The sequence below is a fragment of the Streptomyces sp. NPDC037389 genome (assembly GCF_040636475.1).
Classification (GTDB): Bacteria; Actinomycetota; Actinomycetes; order Streptomycetales; family Streptomycetaceae; genus Streptomyces; species Streptomyces hesseae.
Genome location: NZ_JBEZUS010000016.1, coordinates 21,390 through 45,576 on the forward strand (window position 1 = coordinate 21,390; position 24,187 = coordinate 45,576).

General features: G+C 73.9%; 23 protein-coding genes. 16 read left to right on the forward strand and 7 right to left on the reverse strand.

The window, feature by feature from the left end; translation table 11 throughout:
- Window positions 1-42: 42 nt before the first annotated feature.
- Window positions 43-1,092: a zinc-binding dehydrogenase gene (locus tag AB0E98_RS28425; protein ID WP_361708014.1), complete on the forward strand. Its 1,050-nt coding sequence runs from the start codon at window positions 43-45 to the stop codon at window positions 1,090-1,092.
- Between the two features lie 364 nt (window positions 1,093-1,456).
- Here AB0E98_RS28425 and AB0E98_RS28430 read toward each other — a convergent pair whose 3' ends face one another.
- Window positions 1,457-2,653 carry an amino acid deaminase/aldolase gene (locus AB0E98_RS28430; RefSeq protein WP_361708221.1) on the reverse strand — a complete coding sequence of 399 codons (1,197 nt, stop codon included), beginning with the start codon at window positions 2,651-2,653 and terminating at the stop codon, window positions 1,457-1,459.
- A gap of 341 nt (window positions 2,654-2,994) precedes the next feature.
- Here AB0E98_RS28430 and AB0E98_RS28435 point away from each other — a divergent pair, with 341 nt between their 5' ends.
- The 4 genes from AB0E98_RS28435 (at window position 2,995) to AB0E98_RS28450 (ending at window position 6,625) form a co-directional block, all read left to right on the forward strand.
- A complete protein-coding gene (locus AB0E98_RS28435; protein ID WP_361708017.1) occupies window positions 2,995-3,687 on the forward strand; it encodes a hypothetical protein in 693 nt (230 codons plus the stop codon).
- Window positions 3,684-4,871: a type VII secretion-associated serine protease mycosin gene (mycP, locus tag AB0E98_RS28440; protein ID WP_361708023.1), complete on the forward strand. Its 1,188-nt coding sequence runs from the start codon at window positions 3,684-3,686 to the stop codon at window positions 4,869-4,871. Before AB0E98_RS28435 ends, mycP begins: the two co-directional genes overlap by 4 nt.
- 63 nt (window positions 4,872-4,934) lie before the next feature.
- A complete protein-coding gene (locus tag AB0E98_RS28445) occupies window positions 4,935-5,675 on the forward strand; it encodes an SseB family protein (protein ID WP_361708025.1) in 741 nt (246 codons plus the stop codon).
- Between the two features lie 125 nt (window positions 5,676-5,800).
- Window positions 5,801-6,625 carry an MIP family channel protein gene (locus AB0E98_RS28450; RefSeq protein ID WP_361708028.1) on the forward strand — a complete coding sequence of 275 codons (825 nt, stop codon included), beginning with the start codon at window positions 5,801-5,803 and terminating at the stop codon, window positions 6,623-6,625.
- Between the two features lie 35 nt (window positions 6,626-6,660).
- Here the strand turns inward: AB0E98_RS28450 and AB0E98_RS28455 are convergent, their stop codons facing one another.
- Window positions 6,661-7,032, reverse strand: coding sequence for a DUF1844 domain-containing protein (locus AB0E98_RS28455; RefSeq protein ID WP_361708030.1), 372 nt, complete (start codon window positions 7,030-7,032; stop codon window positions 6,661-6,663).
- Between the two features lie 377 nt (window positions 7,033-7,409).
- On the opposite strand from AB0E98_RS28455, the gene infC reads away from it, so the two are divergent.
- From infC to AB0E98_RS28505, 10 genes are all read left to right on the forward strand, one after another.
- Window positions 7,410-8,036, forward strand: coding sequence for a translation initiation factor IF-3 (infC, locus tag AB0E98_RS28460; RefSeq protein ID WP_361708222.1), 627 nt, complete (start codon window positions 7,410-7,412; stop codon window positions 8,034-8,036).
- 128 nt (window positions 8,037-8,164) lie between these two features.
- Window positions 8,165-8,359, forward strand: a complete 195-nt coding sequence (gene rpmI, locus AB0E98_RS28465) for a 50S ribosomal protein L35 (protein ID WP_126913401.1) — start codon at window positions 8,165-8,167, stop codon at window positions 8,357-8,359.
- Between the two features lie 92 nt (window positions 8,360-8,451).
- Window positions 8,452-8,838: a 50S ribosomal protein L20 gene (gene rplT, locus AB0E98_RS28470; RefSeq protein ID WP_229356600.1), complete on the forward strand. Its 387-nt coding sequence runs from the start codon at window positions 8,452-8,454 to the stop codon at window positions 8,836-8,838.
- A gap of 135 nt (window positions 8,839-8,973) precedes the next feature.
- Window positions 8,974-9,807 carry an RNA methyltransferase gene (locus AB0E98_RS28475; protein WP_311610271.1) on the forward strand — a complete coding sequence of 278 codons (834 nt, stop codon included), beginning with the start codon at window positions 8,974-8,976 and terminating at the stop codon, window positions 9,805-9,807.
- Window positions 9,808-9,901: 94 nt separating this feature from the next.
- Window positions 9,902-10,978 carry an ATP-binding protein gene (locus AB0E98_RS28480; RefSeq protein ID WP_361708224.1) on the forward strand — a complete coding sequence of 359 codons (1,077 nt, stop codon included), beginning with the start codon at window positions 9,902-9,904 and terminating at the stop codon, window positions 10,976-10,978.
- A 138-nt stretch (window positions 10,979-11,116) separates the two neighbouring features.
- A complete protein-coding gene (gene pheS, locus AB0E98_RS28485; RefSeq protein WP_361708033.1) occupies window positions 11,117-12,238 on the forward strand; it encodes a phenylalanine--tRNA ligase subunit alpha in 1,122 nt (373 codons plus the stop codon).
- On the forward strand, window positions 12,238-14,751 hold the full coding sequence (pheT, locus tag AB0E98_RS28490) for a phenylalanine--tRNA ligase subunit beta (protein ID WP_361708034.1): 2,514 nt from the start codon (window positions 12,238-12,240) through the stop codon (window positions 14,749-14,751). The genes pheS and pheT overlap by 1 nt, the downstream gene beginning before the upstream one ends.
- An 811-nt stretch (window positions 14,752-15,562) precedes the next feature.
- On the forward strand, window positions 15,563-16,759 hold the full coding sequence (locus AB0E98_RS28495) for a PP2C family protein-serine/threonine phosphatase (protein WP_361708036.1): 1,197 nt from the start codon (window positions 15,563-15,565) through the stop codon (window positions 16,757-16,759).
- 85 nt (window positions 16,760-16,844) lie between these two features.
- The gene (locus AB0E98_RS28500; RefSeq protein ID WP_361708039.1) at window positions 16,845-18,182 is read left to right on the forward strand and encodes a transcriptional regulator; all 1,338 of its coding nucleotides are present in this window, start codon (window positions 16,845-16,847) and stop codon (window positions 18,180-18,182) included.
- Between the two features lie 58 nt (window positions 18,183-18,240).
- Window positions 18,241-18,771: an NUDIX domain-containing protein gene (locus AB0E98_RS28505; RefSeq protein WP_361708040.1), complete on the forward strand. Its 531-nt coding sequence runs from the start codon at window positions 18,241-18,243 to the stop codon at window positions 18,769-18,771.
- A 124-nt stretch (window positions 18,772-18,895) separates the two neighbouring features.
- Here AB0E98_RS28505 and AB0E98_RS28510 read toward each other — a convergent pair whose 3' ends face one another.
- The gene (locus AB0E98_RS28510; RefSeq protein ID WP_361708042.1) at window positions 18,896-19,159 is read right to left on the reverse strand and encodes a hypothetical protein; all 264 of its coding nucleotides are present in this window, start codon (window positions 19,157-19,159) and stop codon (window positions 18,896-18,898) included.
- Window positions 19,160-19,307: 148 nt separating this feature from the next.
- A complete protein-coding gene (locus AB0E98_RS28515; protein ID WP_311610282.1) occupies window positions 19,308-20,165 on the reverse strand; it encodes a 3-hydroxybutyryl-CoA dehydrogenase in 858 nt (285 codons plus the stop codon).
- 205 nt (window positions 20,166-20,370) lie between these two features.
- Between AB0E98_RS28515 and AB0E98_RS28520 the strand changes: the two genes are divergently transcribed.
- On the forward strand, window positions 20,371-21,597 hold the full coding sequence (locus AB0E98_RS28520; RefSeq protein ID WP_361708044.1) for a family 10 glycosylhydrolase: 1,227 nt from the start codon (window positions 20,371-20,373) through the stop codon (window positions 21,595-21,597).
- Between the two features lie 10 nt (window positions 21,598-21,607).
- Here AB0E98_RS28520 and AB0E98_RS28525 read toward each other — a convergent pair whose 3' ends face one another.
- The 3 genes from AB0E98_RS28525 to AB0E98_RS28535 all read right to left on the reverse strand — a co-directional run bounded on the left by AB0E98_RS28525 (window position 21,608) and on the right by AB0E98_RS28535 (window position 24,099).
- Window positions 21,608-21,808 carry a DUF1918 domain-containing protein gene (locus AB0E98_RS28525; RefSeq protein WP_361708046.1) on the reverse strand — a complete coding sequence of 67 codons (201 nt, stop codon included), beginning with the start codon at window positions 21,806-21,808 and terminating at the stop codon, window positions 21,608-21,610.
- A 79-nt stretch (window positions 21,809-21,887) separates the two neighbouring features.
- On the reverse strand, window positions 21,888-22,811 hold the full coding sequence (locus AB0E98_RS28530) for a LysR family transcriptional regulator (RefSeq protein ID WP_361708047.1): 924 nt from the start codon (window positions 22,809-22,811) through the stop codon (window positions 21,888-21,890).
- A gap of 64 nt (window positions 22,812-22,875) precedes the next feature.
- Window positions 22,876-24,099 carry a beta-ketoacyl-ACP synthase II gene (locus tag AB0E98_RS28535; protein WP_361708049.1) on the reverse strand — a complete coding sequence of 408 codons (1,224 nt, stop codon included), beginning with the start codon at window positions 24,097-24,099 and terminating at the stop codon, window positions 22,876-22,878.
- Between the last annotated feature and the right edge of the window lie 88 nt (window positions 24,100-24,187).

Consider the following 24,187-nt stretch of genomic DNA (forward strand, 5'->3'; position numbering starts at 1 on the left):
GGTCCTCGGCCCCCGCGGCCCTGTCCTACGGAGGTTCCGGACATGCCCGAGACGATGCTCGCCGGACGGCTCGACCTGCGGTCGGGCCGTTTCGCCGTCGAGGAGGTCCCCGTCCCCGAGCCCGGCCCCGGCCAGGTCCGGGTCAGGGTACGGGCGGCGGGCATCTGCCTGTCCGACGTCCATCTCGTCGACGGCGAGCTCAAGCCCGCGTTCGCCCGCACCGGGAAGGTCACGCTCGGCCATGAGACCGCCGGGGTGATCGACGCCCTCGGCCCGGACGTCCCCGCGCCCTGGGCCGAGGGACAACGCGTCCTGCTCCAGGCGGGGGAGCGCTGCGGGGAGTGCGCCGGGTGCGTGCGTTACGAGCCGTGCCGGGCCGTCCGTACGCGCGGCGTCGACTACGACGGCGGGTGGGCCGAGTACGCCCTCGCCAACCACCACACGCTCGTCCCGGTTCCCGAGGGACTTTCCTTCGAGCAGGCCGCCATCATCCCGGATGCCGTCTCCACCCCCTGGGCGGCCGTCACCACCACCGGGCGCGTGCGTCCCGCCCGCCCGGCCGGTGTCTGGGGCGTCGGTGGGCTCGGCGCGCACGCGGTGCAGTTGCTGCGGCTGGCCGGGGCGGCGCCGGTCGTCGCCGTCGACCCGCTGGAGAGCGCCCGGCGGCGGGCCCTGGACTTCGGCGCCGACCTCGCCCTGGACGCCGGCGCGCCGGACGTCCGCGAGCGGATCCTGGAGGCCACCGGAGGACTGGGGCTCGACCTCGCCCTCGACACGGCGGGCGTGCCGGCCGTTCGGGACCAGGCCGTGCGCTGTCTGGGGCGGGGCGGGCGGCTTGTGCTCGTCGGCATCGCCCCGGGCCCGCTGACCCTGAGCGACAGCGCGGCTCTTATCTTCCGCGAGCAGCAGGTCCTCGGGCACTACGGGTCGGCGCCCGCGCACGTCGACGAGCTCGTCGCGCTCGCCCGCCTGGGGCGGCTGGACCTCGGACGGTCCATCAGCGGCACCCTGCCCCTGGCGGAGGCGGCGACCGGCATCGAACGGCTGCGGAAGAAGGACGGGGACCCGATCCGGCTGATCCTGCTGCCGTAGGTGCGTCGTGGGGTGTGTGGTGGGTCGGGGGCGGGGCGGGGTGGACGGGCCCTTACGGGGCTGAGCTCTTCGCGGTGCCTGCTATCGCTGTGTTGGTTCCCCCACACTTGGCACTAGCGGCGAAGAGCTCTTCACGCCCCTACCAGGGCCCGTCCACCCCACCCCGCCCCCTCACGTCACCCCAGCCGGGCCGGCCCTTGTCGGCCAGCCCCCTACCCGGGCAATCCGGGCCGGGCAATCGGGCTGGGGGAACCTCCCAGCGGTAGCTGGGGGAGGGTGGGCGAAACCGCGCCGAAGGCGCGGAAAACCCCCACCGGCGGGCAGCCGGAAATCCACGGAACCCCGCGCGGGAGGCGCCCCGGCCTCAGAGGAACGTACGGCCCTCCCCCCGGTACGTGGGCGCCGTGTCCACCACCCTGTCGCCCTCCACAAGGTGAAGCTCCGCGAAGCGCTCGCACAGCTCGCCCGCCTTGGCGTGCCGGAACCACACCCTGTCGCCGATCAGCAGATCGTCCGCCGGGTGGCCCAGGAGGGGGGTCTGCACCTCGCCGACGCCCTCCTGGCTCGCCAGCCGTAGCCCCGCCGGGAGGTACGGGACCGGCAGCCGGTCCCGTCCGGGCGCGCCCGACGCGGGGTAGCCCCCGCCCAGGACCGTCACCACGCCCACCCCGGGCCGGCGCACCACGGGCAGCGCGAACAGCGCGGCGGGACGGGCGGTGAAGGACGAGTAGCCGTCGAACAGGCGCGGCGCGTACAGACCCGACCCGGCGGCGATCTCCGTCACCGCGTCCTCGGCCGCCGTGTGCTGCACACTGCCCGTTCCGCCTCCGTTGACGAACTCCAGCTCCACCACGTCCCGTACGGCCCGCACGGCCTCCGCGCGCAGGGCCGCCACCCGCTCCCGGGCCACGGACTGCATCAGCCGGACCGCCCGGGACCGCAGCGGCCGCCCGGCCACCGTGTCACCCACGCCCGCCACATGCGCCTCGTAGGCCATCAGGCCCACCAACCGGAACCCCGGACGGCGGTCGACGGCCCGCGCCAGCTCCGCCAGTTCGATCGGATCGCTCACTGGAGACCGCAATGTCCCGATTCGTAAACGGCCATTCAGCAGCCGCAGCGAGACATCCAACTCCAGGCAGACCCGCACCTCCTCACGGCCCGTCCGCGCCGCGTCCACGACCGCCAGTTGCGCCGGGTCGTCCACCATCACCGTCACGGCGGCGGCGAGCTTGGGGTCCGAGGTCAGTTCCGCGAAGCCCGCCCGGTCCACGGACGGGTACGCCACCAGCACGTCCGGAATCCCCGAACGCGCCAGCCACAGTGCCTCCGCGAGGGTGTAGGCCAGGACGCCCGCGAAGCCCTCGCGCGCCAGGACCCGTTCCAGCAGCGCCCGGCAGCGTACGGACTTGCTCGCCACCCGTACCGGTTTGCCCCGCGCCCGCCGCACCAGATCGGCGGCATTGGCATCGAACGCCCCGGTATCGACCACCGCGAGGGGAGCGTCCAGATGGGCGGTGGCCCGGTCGTAACGCGCTCTGTCGGACGACATGGCGGGCAGCCTGCCAGAGCCGGAATCCGCTGACCAGGGTTCGGGCCCGGGCGAATGGCACCCGTCGCGTCGCGCACCGTAAAGTGGCGCGCACACCACGGCCTTCGGGCCGGCGGCGGATGTGGCGGAAGTCCGACATACGGCGGTACGACCGGCCGGCTCGCGAGGGGGAGCGCAGGTTGAGCACCGAAGCGGAACCCATGCCGCCGCCTCCTGCCCCTCACTGGGTACCCCCGCCGCCCCCGCTCCCGCCCCCCGTTCCCGTACCGGGTCCGCCCGCGCGGGGCGCCGGACGCGCCGCCGCGGCGGCCGTCAGCCTGGTCCTCGGACTCGGCCTCATAGCCGGGGCCGTGACCGGGAGTTGCCTGGCCGCGGGCCCGGGCGACGGCTCGGCCGCCGAGGCCGCCTACACGCGCGGCGCCACGCTCTGGCGCGGCCTCCCCGTCGACCGGATCTTCCCGGACGCCGTCCACCGGGACGCTGCCGGACCCGGCGGCGCCCCGCGCGACTGGATCCGGCTGGGCGTCGCCCCCGACAGCGGCTGCGCCGACGCCTTCGACCCCCTCCTCGCCACCGCCCTGGCCCCCGTCGGCTGCGCCCGGCTGCTGCGCGCCACCTACGCGGACGCCACGTCCTCCCATGTGACGACCGTCGGCCTGCTCGTCACGGACGCGGACGCCGCCGGCATGCGCGCCCTGCGCCGCCGCTTCGCCGACGAACACCTCGACGAGCGCGCCGACCTGATGCCCCGCCCCCTCGCGCTCCGGGACACGCCCGCCGCGCGCTTCGGCGACGCGCAGCGCGCCAGCTGGCACATCACCGTCATGACGGACGTGCCCATCGTCGTCTACGCCGTCACCGGCTTCGCCGACGGCCGTACGGGTACCCCGCCGCTGCCCGCCGCACGGGCGGTCGTCCCCGGCGCCACCGAGGCCCCGGCGGAGGCGGGCCTCGGCCACGACGCGACGACCCTCGCGGAGGAAGTGGAGCGCGCCTACCGCGACGCCGCGCACCGGCCGGCGGGCCGGGAGGCCGGCCGATGAGCCGTCCGCGCCGGGCCCTGGCTGCGCTGGCCGCCGGGACCGCCCTCGCCGTGCTCGTCGCCGCCCCGGCCCGGGCGGACGCCATAAGGGCGCAGGAGTGGGCGCTCGACGCCCTCCACGTCCAGGACGTCTGGCGGACGACCAAGGGCGCCGGGATCACCGTCGCCGTGCTCGACACCGGCGTCGACGACGGCCACCCGGACCTGCGGGGACGGGTCCTGCCGGGCAAGGACCTGATCGGCTTCGGCGCCGGGCCGGGCGACCGCGCCTGGGCCCGGCACGGCACCGCCATGGCCGGGATCATCGCCGGCCGCGGGCACGGCGGCGACGACGCCGACGGGATCACCGGCGTCGCCCCCGAGGCGAGGATCCTCCCGGTGCGGGTGATCCTCGAGGACAGCGACCCCGCCCGCGCCAAGGCCCGGGGAGCGCGCGGCAGCGCCCTCGCGGACGGCATCCGCTGGGCCGCCGACCACGGCGCCGACGTGATCAACCTGTCCCTGGGCGACGACAGCGACACCGCGCACCCCGAGCCGCGCGAGGACGCGGCCGTGCAGTACGCGCTCGGCAAGGGCGCCGTCGTCGTCGCCTCCGCCGGCAATGGCGGCGAGCACGGCGACCACGTCTCCTACCCGGCGGCCTACCCGGGCGTGATCGCCGTGACGGCCGTCGACCGCTACGGCGGCCGCGCCTCCTTCTCCACCCGCCGCTGGTACGCCACCGTCAGCGCGCCCGGCGTCGACGTGGTCATCGCCGACCCCGACCGGCGCTACTACGAGGGCTGGGGGACCAGCGCGGCCTCCGCCTTCGTCTCCGGGGCCGTGGCGCTCCTGCGCGCCGCCCGGCCGGGCCTGAGCCCGGCGCGGGTCCGCGAGCTGCTGACCGAGACCGCGCGGGACCGGCCGGAGGGCGGGCGCGACGACGAGGTCGGCGCGGGGATGGTGGACCCGGCGGCGGCGATCGAGAAGGCGGGGCGGGAGACGGCGGGGCGGCGGGTGGCGCCGGCGGTGCCGCGCTATTTCGGCGGCGGGCCGGGGGCCGCGCCGGGGGACGCCCCCGGGGGCGGGCCGAGCCTGTCCGCGCTCGTCGCGGGCGGGGTGGGGGTGCTGCTGCTCGTGGTGTCGGCGGTGTTGCGGCGTCGGCGGCCGGAGGGTGGTCTTCCGCGGTCCCGCCCCTTCCCGTAACCGGGGTCCAGGGGCGGAGCCCCGGGCCCCCGGCGGGGAAACCCCACCCGATACGCTCAAGCCGTGGCGCTCAAGAACATCCCGGACTCCCAGTTCTCCGACGACGACGGCTCCGCCGACCCCGCTCTCACCGAGGCGCTCGCCGCCTGGGCGGTGGACCGGTCGGCCGAGGCCGAGAGGCGGGTGCTGGCCGCCCTGCCGGGCACTCGGTTGCTCGTGCCCGTGGTGGCCGTGCTCGGCGAGGTGGAGACCGGGCCCGACGGGCTCAAGCGCGAGAAGAGCAGTGACATGGCCGTACCGACGCTCCAGGCGCCGGACGGGCGCCGCGCGCTGCCCGCGTTCACCTCGACCGAGGCCCTCGCCCGCTGGCGCGCGGACGCCCGGCCCGTGGCCGTGCCGCTGCACCAGGCGCTCCAGGCCGCCGCGCACGAGAAGGCGGACACCATCGTGCTGGACCTGGCCGGTCCCGTGACCTACCCGCTGACCGGCTCCGCCCTGCTGGCGCTGGCCGAGGGGCGCGACAGCGCGGACCCGCTGGCCGACCCCGCTGTCACCGGCGCCCTGCGGACCGTCCTCGCGGCCGAGCCCGGGGTACTGCGGGCGCACCTCGTCCCGTCCGGCGAGGCCGACGGCACGCTGGCGCTGGTCCTCGCCGAGGACGCGGTGGCCGGTGACGTGGTGCGCCGGGTCGCCGAGGGGCTGGCCGCCGCCGAGGTGCTGCGGGCCCGGCTGGTCCGGGGCCTGGACCTCGCTCTGCTGCCGGCGGCGGCGCACGTCCCGGGAGAGGCGCTCTTCAGCCGCTAGCCGGGCCACCGGCCGCCGCGGCGGCGGCCGCGGGGGCCCGGCCGCAGCCGCGCCCGACAGGCGATCCCGCGGAGACCGTCCGACAATTTCACGAGGACGGTCCACGAGATCCTCAGGAGGTCGCCATGGACGCCCTGAAGAACGTGAAGCCGGCCCTGGCCAATCTGGACCCGGTGAAGACCAGGACCGCCGCTTCCGAGTTCCTCGGAACCCTGCTGCTGGTGCTGTTCGCCGTGGGGTCCGTCGTCCTCGCGGCCGACTACATCGGCGTGGTCGGCATCGCCCTGACATTCGGCTTCACTCTTCTGGCCCTGGTGTACGCCCTGGGGCCGGTGTCGGGCTGTCACCTCAACCCGGCGGTGACGCTCGGCCTGCTGCTGGAGCGCCGCATCACGATCCACACGGCCATCGAGTACTGGATCGCCCAGCTGGTGGGCGGCATCGTCGGTTCGGCGATCCTCTTCCTGATCGCCAAGCAGGTGCCCGGGATCAAGACCGACGGGACGTTCGGCAGCAACGGCTACGCGGAACGCTCGGCCGTGCACATCAACACCGGCGGCGCGTTCCTCGCCGAGGTCGTCCTGACCTTCCTGCTGGTGTTCGTGGTGCTCGCGGTGACCCACCGGGTCGCCGTCGTGGGCTTCGGCGGGCTGGCCATCGGCCTGGCGCTGGCGGTGGACCACCTGATCGGCGTCCCGCTGACCGGCACCTCGGTCAACCCCGCGCGCAGCATCGGCCCGGCGCTCTTCGCGGGCGGCGCGGCCCTCTCCCAGCTGTGGCTGTTCATCGTCGCCCCGCTGGTCGGCGGCGCCCTCGCCTCGTACGCCCACCGGGTCACCCACCCGCCGCACGGCGTCGCCATGCTCGCGGACGAGCTCGCGGCGCCCGAGCCGCTGGCGGGTACGGGTGAGGGCCGGCCCGACCGGCCGCACTACGGCGGCCCGGCCTGACCGGCCCCCGGAAAGTCTGGAGGGCCTGGAAAGCCCTACGCGTACACGGGCCCGGTGAACTTCTCACCGGGCCCCTGGCCCGGCTCGTCCGGGACGACGGACGCCTCGCGGAAGGCCAGCTGGAGCGACTTCAGGCCGTCGCGCAGCGGGGCCGCGTGGAAGTTGCTGACCTCGGTGGCGCTCGCGGTGACCAGGCCGGCGAGCGCGGTGATCAGCTTGCGGGCCTCGTCGAGGTCCTTGTGCCGCTCGCCGTCCTCGGCGAGGCCGAGGTTGACCGCCGCCGCGCTCATCAGGTGCACCGCGACCGTGGTGATCACCTCGACGGCGGGGACGTCCGCGATGTCGCGGGTCATGGTGTCGAAGTCGGGGGTGGGGTTCTCCCCGCTGATGGGGGTCGCGTCGCTCATGGCGCACACGATACGTCCCGGTGCCGGACGGGTCCGCCACCGGCCGGTACGCCCGGTTAGCACGTCTGCTCCCCACCTGCTATCGTCGGTAAACGACCGGCTGAGCGCATCCGTGTGCCCGGCCCACAAGTGGAGCTCCGTTCTCCCACCTTGTCGACCATGGGTCGGCAGGTCTCCGGTCAGGCGGTAGCCATCGTTCCGTACGGACGATGGAGCTGCCCGAATAGCGCCCCGCGGCTCGCCGTGGCGGTGTTCCGGTATGGAGCCCCGCCTGTGCCCGTCGGGGCATTTTTCATGTGCCGGCGCGGTTGGTCTTTACGAAAAGACGTTGCGCGACGGCCCACGAGGGCGTCGCGTGGTGCTACCGAGGAGGCCCCATCAGCGCCGAGCCCCGCATCAACGACCGGATCCGTGTCCCCGAGGTGCGACTTGTCGGTCCCAGCGGCGAGCAGGTAGGCATCGTGCCGCTTGCCAAGGCCCTGGAGCTTGCGCAGGAGTACGACCTCGACCTGGTCGAGGTGGCGGCGAACGCACGCCCGCCGGTCTGCAAGCTCATGGACTACGGGAAGTTCAAGTACGAGTCGGCCATGAAGGCCCGTGAGGCGCGCAAGAACCAGGCGCACACGGTCATCAAGGAGATGAAGCTCCGGCCGAAGATCGACCCGCACGACTATGACACCAAGAAGGGTCACGTCGTCCGGTTCCTCAAGCAGGGCGACAAGGTCAAGATCACGATCATGTTCCGTGGCCGTGAGCAGTCCCGCCCCGAGCTGGGCTACCGACTGCTTCAGCGCCTCGCGGAGGACGTCCAGGACCTGGGTTTCGTCGAGTCGAACCCCAAGCAGGACGGCCGAAACATGATCATGGTTCTCGGTCCGCACAAGAAGAAGACCGAGGCGATGGCCGAAGCCCGCGAGGCCCAGGCCGCCCGCAAGGCGGAGCGCCAGGGTGGAACCACCGCGGACGCCCCTGCGGACGCCCCCGAGGAGCCCGCAGAGGCGTGATCCCGGGGCCTCGCGGCCCTGGTGCTCACTCCGGGGCGTCCCCCGCTCCGGACAGCAATCAACAGTTGACGCTTCACCGCGCCCCCCACAGGGCCGTGGAGTGCCACCGACGAGGAGAGAACGGCGCTATGCCGAAGAACAAGTCGCACAGCGGTGCCAAGAAGCGCTTCAAGGTCACCGGCTCCGGCAAGGTCCTGCGTGAGCGCGCTGGCAAGCGCCACCTGCTCGAGCACAAGTCGTCCCGCCTGACGCGTCGCCTCACCGGCAACGCCGAGATGGCCCCGGCCGACGCCAAGAAGATCAAGAAGCTTCTCGGCATGTGACATTCGGCCTCGCGCCGAATGTCAACACCGGGACCCAATCGTTTTCGGGTCGTGTGAGAACCCACCACGGCCCCGCTACAAGGAGTTAACAAGTGGCACGCGTCAAGCGCGCAGTCAATGCGCACAAGAAGCGCCGGGCGATCCTCGAGCAGGCCAGCGGCTACCGCGGTCAGCGGTCGCGTCTGTACCGCAAGGCCAAGGAGCAGGTCACCCACTCCCTGGTCTACAACTACAACGACCGCAAGAAGCGCAAGGGCGACTTCCGTCAGCTGTGGATCCAGCGCATCAACGCCGCTGCCCGCCAGAACGGCATGACGTACAACCGCCTCATCCAGGGTCTGAAGGCCGCCAACATCGAGGTGGACCGCAAGATGCTGGCCGAGCTCGCGGTCAACGACATGAACGCGTTCGCCGCGCTCGTCGAGGTCGCGCAGAAGGCCCTGCCGGCCGACGTCAACGCGCCGAAGGCCGCCGCCTGATCCAGGCGCCGCAAGGCACCGTCCGGACCCGCAGGCCCCCCGGCCTGCGGGTCCGCTCGCGTCCGGCCCCCGGCACCCACGGTGCCGGGACGCTCACCGAGCACGCACCGCACCTCCGCTACCGAAAGTGAGCCCATGGCGGCCCCCGAGCTGACCTCCCTGCGATCGCCCCGTGTCATCGCGGCCCGCCGTCTCGCCAAGCGCAGCTTCCGCAGCAAGGAACGCCGCTTCATCGCGGAGGGCCCGCAGTCCGTCCGTGAGGCCGTCGACCACCTCATCGAGGTGTACGTGACGCCGGACGCCGCCGAGCGCCACGCCGACATCGTCGCCGCCGCCCTCGCCGCCGGGGTGCCCGTGCTCACCGCGACGGACGAGGTCATCGCGGAGATGTCCGACACCGTCACCCCGCAGGGCATCGTCGGCCTGTGCCGCTTCCTGGACTCGCCCTTCGAGGAGATCCTGGCCGGCCGCCCCCGGCTGGTGGCCGTCCTCGCGCACGTCCGCGACCCCGGCAACGCCGGTACGGTCCTGCGCTGCGCGGACGCCGCGGGCGCCGACGCCGTCGTGCTGACCGACGCCTCGGTGGACCTCTACAACCCCAAGTCGGTACGGGCCTCCGTGGGCTCCCTCTTCCACCTGCCGGTGGCCGTGGGCGTCCCCGTCGAGCAGGCCGTCGCGGGCCTGAAGGCCGCCGGGGCGCGGATCCTGGCCGCCGACGGCGCCGGTGACAAGGACCTGGACGAGGAGCTCGACCAGGGCGCCATGGGCGGGCCCAGCGCCTGGATCTTCGGCAACGAGGCCTGGGGCCTGCCGGAGGAGACCCGGGCGCTCGCCGACGCCGTGGTGCGCGTCCCGATCCACGGAAAGGCCGAGAGCCTCAACCTCGCCACGGCCGCCGCGGTGTGCCTCTACGCCTCCGCCCGTGCGCAGCGCGCGTCCGGAGGGTGCCGCTCCGTGACCTCCAGCTAGTAGGGTGGCGCTCCGGGGGTCGGGAGGGGGTGCGGGTTTGAGGAACGTCAGGACGTCCGGGAGCGCGGTGGTCGGCACATGCCCGGCCGCCTCCATGGGCTCCCAGGGAACGGCCACCGGCCTCCACGCCGACGACCTGCCCGACGGGCTGGTCGTCGCCGACGCCACCGGCCGGATCACCTGCTTCAACGCCGCCGCGGCCCGGATCGCCGCCGTGCGCCCGGGCGACGCCCTCGGCCGGCAGCTGGACAGCGCCCTGCCGCTGGAGGATCTGGACGGCCGCCGCTGGTGGGCCGTGACCGACCCCTACGGCGGGCTCGCCACCCGCACCGGCCAGCCCGAGCGGAATCTGCTGCTGCCCGGCGGCCGCCAGGTGCTGGTATCCGCCCGCTACGTCCGGGAGCGGGCGGGCGGGCCGGTGGTGCGCGTGGTGGTCCAGCTGCGCGGCACCGAGGCGCGCCGGCGCACCGAGCGCAGCCACGCCGAGCTGATCGCCACCGTCGCCCATGAGCTGCGCTCCCCGCTGACCTCCGTCAAGGGCTTCACGGCCACGCTGCTGGCCAAGTGGGAGCGGTTCACCGACGACCAGAAGCGGCTGATGCTGGAGACGGTCGACGCCGACGCGGACCGGGTCACCCGGCTGATCGCCGAGCTGCTGGACATCTCACGGATCGACTCCGGCCGCCTGGAGGTGCGCCGGCAGCCGGTCGACATGGCCGCCGCCGTCCGCCGGCACGTGGCGAGCTACACCCGGGCCGGGATGCGGCCCGAGCGTTTCGAGGTCAAGGTCGCCGATTCGCTGCCCGCGCTCTGGGCGGATCCCGACAAGGTCGACCAGGTGCTGGGCAACCTCCTGGAAAACGCCGTGCGCCACGGCGAGGGAGTCGTCACCATAGAAGTGACACCAGCACTGATGAAGGCCCACGCGGAGGGGACGGCGGTCACCGTGAGCGATGAGGGCCCCGGTATCCCGGAGGAGTCGATGGCCCGCGTCTTCACCCGCTTCTGGCGGGGGAGCAAGCGCGGTGGCACCGGCCTGGGGCTGTACATCGTCAAGGGCATCGTCGACGCCCACGGCGGGACGATCACGGTGGGGCGGGCCGTCCACGGCGGCGCCCAGTTCCGATTTACCCTGCCCGTGGGTGCCCCGGCCTTTCTCACCCAGGCCTGAGCGCGGCCCACGGGCTCATCCGACCACACGCGCCCCTTAGACTCGACCTTTGGCACCTTTGGCACCACCTTTGGCCAACGTCGTCGGGCGAAGTCGCGCAGCGAAGCGAAGCCACCCCAATCGGAAGCACGGGAAGAGATGTCGGCACCCAATAAGTCCTACGACCCTGTCGAGGTCGAGGCACTGAAACCGGAAGAGATCGAGCGGATGCGGGACGAGGCGCTCGCCGCCCTCGCCGCGGCCGCCGACCTCGAGGCCCTCCGCGAGGCGAAGGCCGCCCACATGGGCGACCGCTCCCCGCTGGCCCTGGCCAACCGCGAGATCGGCGCCCTGCCGCCGCAGGCCAAGGCCGAGGCCGGCAAGCGCGTGGGCATGGCCCGCGGCGCCGTGAACAAGGCCCTCGCCGCCCGTCAGACGGAGCTGGAGGCCGAGCGCGACGCCCGCGTCCTGGTCGAGGAGGCGGTGGACGTCACCCTGCCGTACGACCGGGTGCCCGCCGGAGCCCGTCACCCGCTGACCACGATCGGCGAGCGCATCGAGGACGTCTTCGTGGCCATGGGCTACGAGGTCGCCGAGGGCCCCGAGGTCGAGGCCGAGTGGTTCAACTTCGACGCGCTGAACCTCGCGCCGGACCACCCCGCCCGCTCCATGCAGGACACCTTCTTCGTGCGGGGGGCCAAGAAGGACGCCGACTCCGGCGTCGTGCTGCGCACCCACACCTCCCCGGTGCAGATCCGCTCGATGCTCGACCGCGAGCCGCCGGTCTACGTCATCTGCCCGGGCCGCGTCTACCGCACCGACGAGCTGGACGCCACCCACACCCCCGTCTTCCACCAGGTCGAGCTCCTCGCCATCGACGAGGGCCTGACCATGGCGGACCTCAAGGGCACCCTCGACCACATGGTGCGGGTGCTGTTCGGCGAGGACATGCGGACGCGGCTGCGCCCGTCGTACTTCCCGTTCACCGAGCCGTCCGCCGAGATGGACATGGTGTGCTTCGCCTGCCGCGGCGAGTCGGTGGGCAACCCCGACAAGGCGTGCCGCACCTGCTCCAGCGAGGGCTGGATCGAGCTGGGCGGCTGCGGCATGGTCAACCCCCGGGTGCTGATCGCCGCGGGCATCGACCCGGAGAAGTACAGCGGCTTCGCCTTCGGGTTCGGCATCGAGCGAATGCTGATGTTCCGCCACAACGTCGAGGACATGCGAGACATGGTCGAGGGTGACGTGCGCTTCACCAGGCCGTTCGGGATGGAGATCTGATGCGCGCCCCGCTTTCCTGGCTGCGGGAATACGTCGACCTGCCGGCCGGCGAGACCGGCCGTGACGTGCAGGCCAAGCTGATCGACGCCGGCCTTGAGGTCGAGCGCGTCGAGCAGCTCGGTGGCGACCTGACCGGCCCCCTCGTCGTCGGCAAGGTCCTCACCATCGAGGAGCTCGAGGGCTTCCGCAAGCCGATCCGTTTCTGCACCGTCGACGTCGGCACGGCCAACGGCACCGGTGAGCCGCAGGAGATCGTCTGCGGCGCCCGTAACTTCACCGTCGGCGACAAGGTCGTCGTCGCGCTGCCCGGCGCCGTGCTCCCCGGCGACTTCGCCATCGCCGAGCGCAAGACCTACGGCAAGGTCTCGCGCGGCATGATCTGCTCCGGCGACGAGCTGGGCATGGGCGACGACGGCACCCACGGCATCATCGTGCTCTCCAACGAGCACGAGGTCGGCACCGACGCCGTCGAGCTCCTCCAGCTCGCCGACGAGGTCCTCGACATCGCCGTCACCCCCGACCGCGGCTACTGCCTGTCGATGCGCGGCATCGCCCGCGAGGCCGCCACCGCCTACGGTCTGCCGCTGCGCGACCCGGCCCTGCTGGACGTGCCCGCGCCCAACAGCTACGGCTACCCGGTCGCCGTCGCCGACCCCGCCGGCTGCGGCCGCTTCACCGCCCGCACGGTCGTCGGCATCGACCCCGAGGCCCAGTCGCCGATCTGGCTGCGCCGCCGCCTCCAGAAGGCCGGCATGCGCCCGATCTCGCTGACCGTCGACATCACCAACTACGTGATGCTCGAGCTGGGCCAGCCGCTGCACGCCTACGACCGCGCCCGCCTGGACGGGACGATCGGCGTGCGCCGCGCCCAGCCCGGCGAGAAGCTCACCACCCTCGACGGCACCAAGCGCGTCCTGGACGCCGAGGACCTGGTCATCGCCGACAACCGCGGCCCCATCGGGCTCGCCGGTGTGATGGGCGGCGCCGAGACGGAGATCGCCGACCTCGCGGCCGGCGAGGGCTCCACCGACGTCGTCATCGAGGCCGCCCACTTCGACGCGGTCGCCATCGCCCGCGCCGCCCGCCGTCACAAGCTGACCACCGAGGCGTCCAAGCGCTTCGAGCGCGGCGTCGACCCGCAGGCCGCCTCGGCCGCCGCCCAGCGCACGGTCGACCTGCTGGTGCTGCTCGGCGGCGGCACCGCCGAGGCCGGCGTCACCGAGGTCGTCGCCCCCAGCGGGCCGCGCACCATCTCCATCAGCGCGGACCACCCGGACCGCGTCGCGGGCGTCGAGTACGGCCGCGAGACCGTCGTGCGCCGCCTCCAGGAGGTCGGCTGCGACGTCTACGGGCAGGACGAGCTGATCGTCACCGTCCCCAGCTGGCGGCCCGACCTCACCGACCCCAACGACCTCGCCGAGGAGGTCATCCGGCTGGAGGGCTACGCCAACGTGCCCTCGGCGCTGCCCGCGCCGCCCGCCGGCCGTGGCCTGACCCACCGGCAGCGACTGCACCGCCGCGTCGGCCGTGCGCTGGCCGGGGCCGGCTATGTCGAGGTGCTCAACTACCCCTTCATCGGGGACTGGGCCCTGGACCACCTGGGCCTGGCCGCCGGCGACCCGCGCCGCACCACGGTGCGCCTGGCCAACCCGCTCTCCGAGGCGGAGCCGGCGCTGCGCACCACCATGCTGCCGGGGCTCTTCGCCGCCCTGCGCCGCAACGACAGCCGCGGCGAGCACGACCTGGCGCTCTTCGAGACCGGCCTGGTCTTCGAGCCGACGGGCGACGAGGGCGTCCCGGCGCGGCTGCCCGTCGACCGCCGTCCCACCGACGAGGAGATCGCCGGCCTGAACGCCGCGCTGCCCCGGCAGCCGCGCCGTGCCGCCGTCGTCCTCGCCGGTGCCCGCGAGCGGGCCGGCTGGTGGGGCCAGCAGGGCCGTCCGGCCGGCTGGGCCGACGCCGTCGAGGCGGGCCGCACCGTGGCCCGTGAGGCCGGTGCCGAGCTGATCATCCGTCAGGACCAGCAGGCGCCCTACCACCCGGGCCGCTGTGCCGCGCTGGCCGTCCTGATCGACGGCCAGGAGGTGCCCGTCGGCAACGCCGGTGAGCTCCACCCGCGCGTCATCAAGGCGTTCGGCCTGCCGGAGCGCGCCTGCGCCATGGAGATCGACCTCGACCTGCTGGAGCGGGCCGGCGACGGCGCCGTCCAGGGCCCGCACGTCTCCACCTTCCCGGTCGCCACCCAGGACGTCGCGCTCGTCGTCGACTCCTCGGTCCCGGCGGCCGACGTCGAGGCCGCCCTGCGGGACGGCGCCGGCAAGCTGCTGGAGTCGCTGCGCCTGTTCGACGTCTTCACCGGTGCCCAGCTCGGCGAGGGCAAGAAGTCCCTGGCCTACGCACTGCGCTTCCGCGCCACCGACCGCACCCTGACCGCCGACGAGGCCTCCGCGGCCCGCGACGCGGCCGTCCAGGCCGCGGTCGAGCGCACGGGCGCGGTGCTGCGCGGCGCGTAGCGCCCGGCGGCGGGCCTGCGCCACGGGTTTCGCCGCCCGCCGAGCCGCTGTGCGGCCCGGCGGGCGGCGAGGGCGGCACGTGCCCGCCGCGCGACGGCCCGGCCGCCCGCCTGCGCGGCCCGGCCGTGCGGGCGGGGCGGCGTGTGCTCGCCGTGGCCGTGTGGCCTGGCGTGGCTGCCTGGCTGGCGCGACAGCGCTGCCGCCTTGGCAGCCTTGGTCCGCCCTGCGGCCCGGCTGACGCGGCCGTCCGGCCGGCCTGGCCGTTCTTCCTGCCGTGGCAGGTCCTGCCCGCCCTGTCCGCTGGGGCGGCCCCGGCTTGCGCGGCGGCCTTGCCCGCCGAGGCGGCCCGGCCGGCGTGGCGCCGCTCCGCCTGCCGTGGCCGCTTGACTCGGCTGGGCAGCCTTGCTTGCTGTGGCCGCGCGGTTCGCGTGGCAACCCTTCCCGCCGTGGCGGGTCCGGCCCGTGTGGCCGCCCCGCTCGCCGTCGCCGTCCGGCCGCCGTGGTGGACAGGGCCCGGTCAGGGCAGCTCTGCCCGCTGTGGTGGCCCGCCTGGCGGGGCACCCGCCGTAGCCGTCCCGCCCGCCGTAGCCGCCCGGCGCAGCCGGCGAAGCACACCCCGGCGGGTACGCCGTACGCACGCCCAGGGGCGCCCCGGAAATCTCCGGGGCGCCCCTGGTGCGTACCGGCCCTCGCGACCGGGCCGGAGGCCCCCCGGTATCCCCCGATCGGGTGGAAAACGCGGCCCAAGCCTCCGCATCCGCTTGCGCGATCGCGAGAATCAGCGCGTCTTTGCTGCTAGGGGGCCGACGGCATGATCCGTACACGAGCGGCTCGCTTCCGGCGGGGAATCGTGTTCGTGCTGCCCGGGCTGTGGGTCCTCGCGGTCGTCCTCTGGGAACTCCTCAGCCCCCTCGGCACCCAGTTCATCGAACTCCTCGCCGCCACACCCGCGATCGCCTGCGCCGGTACCGGGCGCCGCCAGTGCGTCCTGCTCGGCGGCGTCTGCGCGCTGCTCGCGCTCGTCCCGCCCGTCCCGTCCGGGCGCGCCGGGGTGAGCGGCAGGCTGGGCACGTGCGGCGCGGTCCTCGCCGTCGTCGCGGCGAGCTATCTGATCTCCGGCCGCACCCGCCGGCTCAACGACGAGCTGGAGCGCGCCAGGGAGGTCGCGGTCACCGCGCAGACCGTACTGCTGCGCCCCCTGCCGCCCCGGCTCGACGGGATCGCCCTGGCGAGCCGGCATGTGTCCGCCGGCGAGGGGGCGCTCGTCGGCGGCGACCTCTATGAGGCGCTCGCCACCCGGTACGGCGTGCGCGTCCTCATGGGCGACGTACGCGGCCACGGGCTGCCCGCCCTCGGCACCGCCGCCGCCCTCCTCGGCAGTTTCCGCGACGCGGCGCACGACGAGGCGGAACTGCCGGACGTGCTGCGCCGCCTGGAGCGCGCCCTGCACCGGCACCTGCGGGACCGGCGGGAGCGGGGCACCGGCGGCGCGGCCCGGGACCGCTGGGACGCCGAGGAGTTCGCGACCGTGCTCCTGCTGGAGGTGCGGGCGGACGGCGAGGTCATGGCGCTCAACTGCGGCCACCCCTGGCCGCACCTGCTGCCCGGCGAAGGCGAAGGCGTGGGCGTCGGCGGCCCCCGGCCCACCGTCCTGGAGCCCGGCGACCCGCTGCCCCCGCTCGGGGTGTTCCCCCTGCCCGCCGAGCTGCCGCCCCTCCCGCTCACCCGGCTGCTCCCCGGCGACGTCCTGGTGCTCCACACCGACGGCGTCGAGGACGCCCGTGACGCCGCGGGCGCGTTCTTCCCGCTCGCGCGCGCCCTCGCCGAGGCCGCCCGGGACACCCCGCCCGCCCTCCTGACCCTCGTCGCCCGGGTGCAGGCCGCGCTGCTGCGCCACACAGGCGGGCCGGTCGCCGACGACTTCGCCCTCCTCGCCCTGCGGAACGAGCGCGGCCCCGGTCCGCAGGCCGCCGCCCGGCCTCCGCGGGCGCTCGTCGCGGGCCCCTGACGTGCGTCGGCGCCCGTGGCCCGTTCACACCCCGTGCGAACGGATCTCCACTACGCTGATCCCACCGAGCGCACCGGAGGGCGGGATGGAGCCCAACACTCTGCTCGACGCCATCCTCGACGAGGCGGGAATCTCCCACGCGAGCCTGGCCGCGCACATCAACGCGGCGGGCCGGGCCCGGGGACTGGCGTTGCGTTACGAACACACCGCCGTCGCCCGCTGGCTGAAGGGCCAGCGGCCCCGGGGCCAGGTCCCGGACCTGATCTGCGAGGTCCTGGGCGAGCGGCTGCACCGCGGGCTGACCCTCGACGACATCGGCCTGGGCACCCCCGGCACCCCCCGGGCGCCCGGCACCCCGCTGTCCGGGTTCGTCGATCGCGCCACCGCCCTGTGGCGCTCCGACGAGCAGCAGCGCGAGCACGTCGTCCGGGCCCCCGCCGTCACCGGTACCCCCGCCGTCATCCCCGTCTGGGAGTGGGAGAACCCGCCCGAGGACGCCGACGTCTCCCGGCGCGGGCTGACCCGGGTCTCGATGGCGGACATCGAGATGCTCCGCGCGGCCCGTGCGCACTACGAGCAGATGTACCGCAAGGCGGGCGGCGTGGCGACCCGCGCCCGGGTCGTGGGCTTCCTCAACGCCGAGACCGCGCCCCTGCTGCGCGGCGGCTACTCGGACGCCATGGGCCGTCAGTTGCACCGGGCCACCGGGGGGCTGGTGGCGGTCGCCGGGATCTGTGCCTACGACTCCGACGCCCACGGCCTGGCCCAGCGCTACTTCCACCAGGCCCTGCGGCTCGCCAAGGCCAGCAACGACCGTGGTCTGGGCGCCTATGTGATCGCCCTCCTCGTCAACCAGTCGCTCTTCATGGGGGAGTACCGGCAGGCCGTCGCCTTCGCCGAGTCCGCGGTGCGGGCCGCCGGCCGGGACCTCACGCCGGCGCTCGCCGCCGATCTCTACGCGATGCAGGCCAAGGCCTACGCCCGGCTCGGCGACGGCCAGGGGGCGCTGGGCTGCATCCGGCGCGCCGAGGCGGCGGCCGAGCGCATCCACCGGGGTCTGGAGCCCGCCGAGACCGGCTATGTCCAGCCCGGACTGGTGAACGTACAGGTCGCGGAGGCCCTGCTGAGCCTCGGTGACCTCGGGCCCGCCCGTGAGCACGCGGACCGGGCCGTCGACACCCCCGCCCACGACCGGGGCCGTGTCCACCGGCTCGCCATGCTCACGCACATCGAGCTGCGTCAGGGAGACGCGGACAAGGCGGTGGCCACCGCGCGGGAGATGACCGAGCAGGCGAGAGGCATGGAATCGCAGCGCTTACGGGACCGGCTCCGTGCGGTGCGCGAGCACCTGATCGAAAGTGGGTGCGCGGCCACGGCCGAGGCCGCCGAGATGATCGACGGGGCGCTGCGCGTGCCGTTGTGAGAGAGGTCGCCAGGACGGCGCCCGGGAGGTGGCCACCTCGGCGGAAGGTGGCAGAACGTTGCGTTGGAAGAATCTCAGGGAGCTGACCGTCTACGAGAACCGCTGGTTCCAGGTCAATCTCGCGGACGTCGAACTGCCCGACGGCCGTCATCTGGACCACTTCCTCATCCGGTTGCGGCCCGTCGCCGTGGCCACCGTGGTCAACGCGGCCAATGAGGTCCTGTTGCTGTGGCGGCACCGTTTCATCACCGACAACTGGGGCTGGGAGCTGGCGGCCGGGGTCGTCGAGGACGGCGAGGACATCGCCGCCGCCGCGGCCCGGGAGATGGAGGAGGAGACCGGCTGGCGGCCGGGCCCGCTCAGGCATCTGATGTCCGTCGAGCCGTCCAACGGGCTCACCGACGCCCGCCACCACATCTACTGGGCGGACGAGGCCGAGTACATCGGCGACCCCGAGGACGGCTTCGAGTCGGACCGCCGTGAGTGGGTGCCGCTCAAGCTGGTGCCGGATCTGATCGCGCGCGGTGAGGTGCCGGCCGCCAATATGGCCGCCGCGCTCCTGCTGCTGCACCACATCCGGCTCGGCTGAGGGCGCCCCCGCGCCCCGCAAGGGGCGCGGGGCTGTTCTCGATATGCGGCTCCGCCGCGTGAGCGCGACCAGCCCAGGACGGCCCGCGGTCGCCACACCGCGGTTCCGCCCCGGTGCTGGCGCGTCACCGCCCAACCGCGGCCTGCCAAACCCCCAAGGCCAGCGCAGCGACCCCCGTGAGCGCGGCGAGTGAGGGCAGCGGCCACCGGCCGTGCTCCAGGGCCCGTAGCCGCTCGGCGACTTCGGCGAGGTCTCGTTCCGCCTGCTCGCTCCGCTGGCCGAGCAGGGCGAGACGGCCGTCGATGCGGACGACGCCGACGTCCAGGCTGCGGCGGAGCTCCGCGAGCTCCGCCGGAGTGATGGCGATGCGCTCGGGATGGATGGTCACGGTCCGTACCCCTTTTCGAGAAGACGCTGTCGGTGCGACGATCCGAGTCAATCGCGCGGACAGGCGGGGCGGGAGCGTGTGCGGAGGGTATTCGCGGGTCACCGGCGCACACCCCGTGTGAAGGCGGGGCGGGCGCCGGTGGCCACGGTCAGTAGGTGTAGAAGCCGGAGCCCGTCTTGCGGCCCAGCCGGCCCGCGTCGACCATCCGCTGGAGCAGCGGGGGAGCGGCGTACAGGGGCTCCTTGTACTCCTCGTACATGCTGTCGGCCACGGAGGCGACGGTGTCCAGGCCGATGAGGTCGGAGAGCCGGAGGGGGCCCATGGGGTGGGCGCAGCCCAGCTCCATGCCGTTGTCGATGTCCTCGCGGCTGGCCATGCCCGACTCGAACATCCGGATGGCGGAGAGGAGATACGGGATGAGGAGGGCGTTGACCACGAAGCCGGAGCGGTCCTGCGCGCGGATGGCGTGCTTGCCGAGCACCTTGCCCACGAGCGCCTCGGCGCGGTGGATGGTGTCGTCGCTCGTGGTGAGCGCCGGGATGAGCTCGACGAGCTTCTGCACCGGGGCCGGGTTGAAGAAGTGGATGCCGATGACCCGGTCCGGGCGGGAGGTGGCGACGGCCAGCTTCACCAGTGGGATGGAGGAGGTGTTGGAGGCCAGGATGGCGTCCGGACGGGTCACCACCTGGTCGAGGACCTGGAAGATCTCGGTCTTGACCTGCTCCTTCTCCACCACGGCCTCGATCACCAGATCGCGGTCGGCGAATTCGCCGAGGTCGGTGGTGAAGCTCAGCCGGCCCAGGGTGGCGTCGCGCTCCGCTTCGGTGATCTTGCCGCGTTCGGCGGCCTTGCCGAGGGAGTTGGTCAGCCGGGTGCGGCCCAGCTCCAGTGCCTCGCCGGTGGTCTCCGCGACCTTGACGTCCAGGCCGGCCCTGGCGCACACCTCCGCGATGCCCGCGCCCATCTGGCCGCAGCCCACCACTCCGACGCGTTCGATGTCGGTCACCACATCGTGCCTTTCGCTGATCTTCGGTCGACCGGCGGAGGGCCGAAGGTCATCCGGCTGCCGCCCTGGAAAAGACGTTACTCCGCGCGAGGCGGTGGCGAGGGGGTCGGGGCGGGCATGCTCTGCGTGAAGGGTGTGACTCACGCGACAGCACCGGAAGAAGGAGCATCCGCATATGGGGCGTTTGACGCGAAGAGGGTTCACCATGACCGCCGCGAGCACCATGGCGGCGCTGCTCACCACGACGGGTGAGGCGGGGGCGGTGGAGGTCGCGGGGGCGGGCGAGCGGACGGGCCGGACCCAGGGGCGGGAGTTCCGGGGCATGTGGATCGCGACCGTCGTCAATGTCGACTGGCCCTCGCGTCCCGGGCTGCCCCCGGAGCGGCAACGGGCCGAGCTGCTGGACCTGTTCGACACGGCGGTGGCCCGGCGGCTGAACACCGTGATCCTTCAGATCCGGCCGACGGCCGACGCCTTCTGGCCCTCCCGCTTCGAGCCGTGGTCGGAATATCTGACCGGTATTCAGGGCCGGTCGCCCGGCTGGGATCCGCTGGCCTTCGCCGTGCGCGAGGCCCACAAGCGCCGTCTGGAGCTGCACGGTTGGTTCAATCCCTATCGCGTTGCCAACCACACCGACCCCGGACGGCTCGTCCCCACCCATCCCGCGCGGATCCACCCCGATTGGGTGGTGCCCTACGGCGGGAAGCTCTACTACAACCCCGGGCTGCCCGAGGTCCGCCGGTTCGTCCAGGACGCCCTGCTCGACGCCGTCTGGCGCTACGACCTCGACGGCGTCCACTTCGACGACTACTTCTACCCGTACCCCGTGGCCGGGCAGGCCTTCGACGACACGGCCGCCTACGAGCGGTACGGCGCCGGCTTCCCCGACCGGGCGGCCTGGCGGCGCGACAACATCGACCGGCTGGTGCGGGAGACGGGCGAGCGCGTCAAGCGCCGCAAGCCGCACGTGCGCTTCGGGATCAGCCCGTTCGCCGTCTGGCGCAACCGCGCCACGGACCCCCGGGGCTCCGACACCAAGGCCGGGGTGCAGACCTACGACGACCTCCACGCCGACACCTTCGCCTGGGTCCGCCGGCAGTGGATCGACTACATCGTCCCGCAGTGCTACTGGCACATCGGCTTCGCGTCCGCCGACTACGCCACGCTGGTGCCCTGGTGGGCGGAGGCCGTCCGCGGCACGAACGTCCAGCTCTACATCGGCGAGGCCCTCTACCGGGCGGGCGACCCCACACAGCCCGCGCCCTGGCAGGACCCGGCCGAGCTCTCCCGGCACATCGCCCTCGGCCGCCGTCATCCGGAGGTGCGCGGCAACGTCTACTTCTCGGCGCGGAACGTCGTGGCCGACCGCATCGGGGCGATGGCGCGCGTGGTGAGGGACCACTACCCCCACCGCGCGCGCCCACCGCGCTAGAACTGCTCGCCTAGAACTGCTCGCCGGCCTTGCGGTGGTCCACGACGGAGTCGGGCCCCGGCGACATGATCGTCTCGTGCCCGTCCTCGGACCGGACCCGGTACGGCGGGCTGCCGTTGGGCCCCAGGACCTCTACGATCTCCACCACGTGGTCCTGCTTGCCGACCACCCGGCCGTGTACCACCAGCCGGTCGCCCTTGTGCGCTTCCATCGACGTGACCCTTTCGCCGGGATGGACAAGTGCCTCTCGGATAGTCCCAGCCTAAGGTGACCGGCGGTATAGGGCGCGCTCAGGAATGGCCGGTGCCACCCGCCTCCGCGCTCAGGGCCCGGGCCGCGTCGGCCACGGCCTCCCGCAGCCACCGGTGGGCCGGATCGGTGTCCACACGGACGTGCCAGGCCATGCCCAGGGCGACCCGGGGCAGGGACAGCGGGATCTCCCGGACCACCAGCGGCACGACCTCGGCGACATGGGCGGCGACCGACTCGCCCACCAGCGCCAGCGCGTCGGAGCGCAGCGCCAGGAAGCAGGCCGTCACGGGCGACGGCACCGTGGCGAGGATCCGGCGGGCCAGCCCGAGCTCGGCGAGCCGGTCGTCGACGACGCTGTGGAAGCTGCCCCGCCGGGTGACCGTGATGTGGGGGAGCGCGGCGAACCGCTCGACGGTCAGCGGCCCGGCCGCGTGCGGCGCGTCGGCGCGGCAGACCGCGACGTGGTCCTGCGGCGGCAGCGGACGGCTGCGCACGTCGTGGGGGAGTTCGGGCAGCTGCCCGATGTCCAGGTCGACGAGGTCGCGCAGATCGGCGGGGTCCTCGTCGCCCTCGGGCAGGATCCGCAGCTGGACGCCGGGCGCCTCCCGGGCGACGCGGGCGGTGAGCGGCGGGCCGAGGACGACGGCCGCCCCGTCGTTGGTGCGCAGGGTGAACCGCCGCTCCACGGTCGCGATGTCGACCTCCGGCGCGGGCCGCAGCGCGGCCAGCGCCCCGGCGAGGGCCGCCTCGACCCGCGGCCCCAGCTCCCGCGCCCGGGGGGTGAGGGTCAGGCCGCGCCCGGCCGGGACCAGCAGCGGATCGTCCAGCACCCGCCGCAGCCGGCCCAGGGTGCGGCTCATCGCCGAGGCCGAGACGTTCATCCGGGTGGCGGCGCCCGTCACGCTCCCCTCCCTGAGCAGGGCGTCGAGGGCGGGGAGCAGATTCATGTCGGGCAGCTGCATGGCCTCATGCTTGCACGACGATCAAAGGTCGTGCGTGCATACGGACTCCGGAGTCACAGGTTGATCAGGACGCCGCGGTGAAGACGAGCGAGGCGTTGTGGCCGCCGAAGCCGAAGGAGTTCGTGAGCGCGGCCGACAGCGCGCCCCGGCGGGGGCCGCCCGCGACGACGTCGAGCTTCACCTCGGGGTCGAGGGTGTCGAGGTTCGCGGTGGCGGGGACGACGCCGTCGCGGACCGAGAGGATCGCGGCGAGCGCCCCGACCGCCCCGGCCGCGCCGAAGAGGTGCCCCGTCATCGACTTGGTCGCCGTGACGGACGGGTGGAGCCCGATGGCCTCGGTGACCGACCGCGCCTCGACCAGGTCGCCCATGGGCGTGGAGGTCGCGTGGGCGTGGACGTGCTCGATGTCCCGCGGGGAGAGTCCCGCCGAGGCCAGCGCCAGGCGCATCGCGCGGATCTGGCCCTCGGGGTGCGCGGCGGTGATGTGGAACGCGTCCGAGGTGACCCCGGCCCCGGCGAGCCGCGCGTGGGCGCGGGCCGCGCGGGCGGCGGCGAACTCCGCGCGCTCCAGGACGACCACGGCGGCGCCCTCGCCGATGACGAAGCCGTCACGGTCGGCGTCGAAGGGACGGGACGCCAGGGCGGGCGCGTCATTGCGGGTCGAGTGGGCCTTGGCCTGGGCGAAACCGGCGATGGGCAGCGGGGCGACGCAGGCCTCCGTGCCACCGGCGACCACCACGTCGGCCCTGCCGAGCCGGATCAGGTCCAGGCCCATGGCGATGGCCTCGGCGCCGGACGCGCAGGCGCTGACCGGGGTGTGGGCCCCGCCCCGGGCGCCCAGCTCGATGCTGACCCAGGCGGCGGGCCCGTTGGCCATCAGCATGGGGACGGTGTGGGGGGAGACCCGCCGCACCCCGGACGCCTCCAGGACGTCGTCCTGCCCGAGCAGCGTCAGCGCGCCGCCCGTGCCCGTACCGATCACTACGGCCAGCCGCTCCGGCTCGACCTCGGGCCGGCCCGCGTCGGCCCACGCCTCCCGGGCGGCGACGAGCGCGATCTGCTCACAACGGTCCATCCGGCGGGCCTGCACCCGGTCCAGGACCTCGGTGGGCTCGGACCTGAGCCGCCCGGCGATCCGCACGGGCAGCTCCGCAGCCCACTCCTCCTCGATCGGGCCGATCCCCGACTCCCCGGCCAGCATCGCGGCCCAGGTCGAGGCCACGTCCCCGCCGAGCGGCGTCGTGGCCCCCAGACCCGTGACCGCCACATCCTTGACATCGCTGTTCATGGACAACCCCCTTTGTAGTGGAGACACAACTCCCCGCGCTGGAAGCGAGCGGGGAATGATCAACTCACTGGCCACTCTTCCAGGGGTT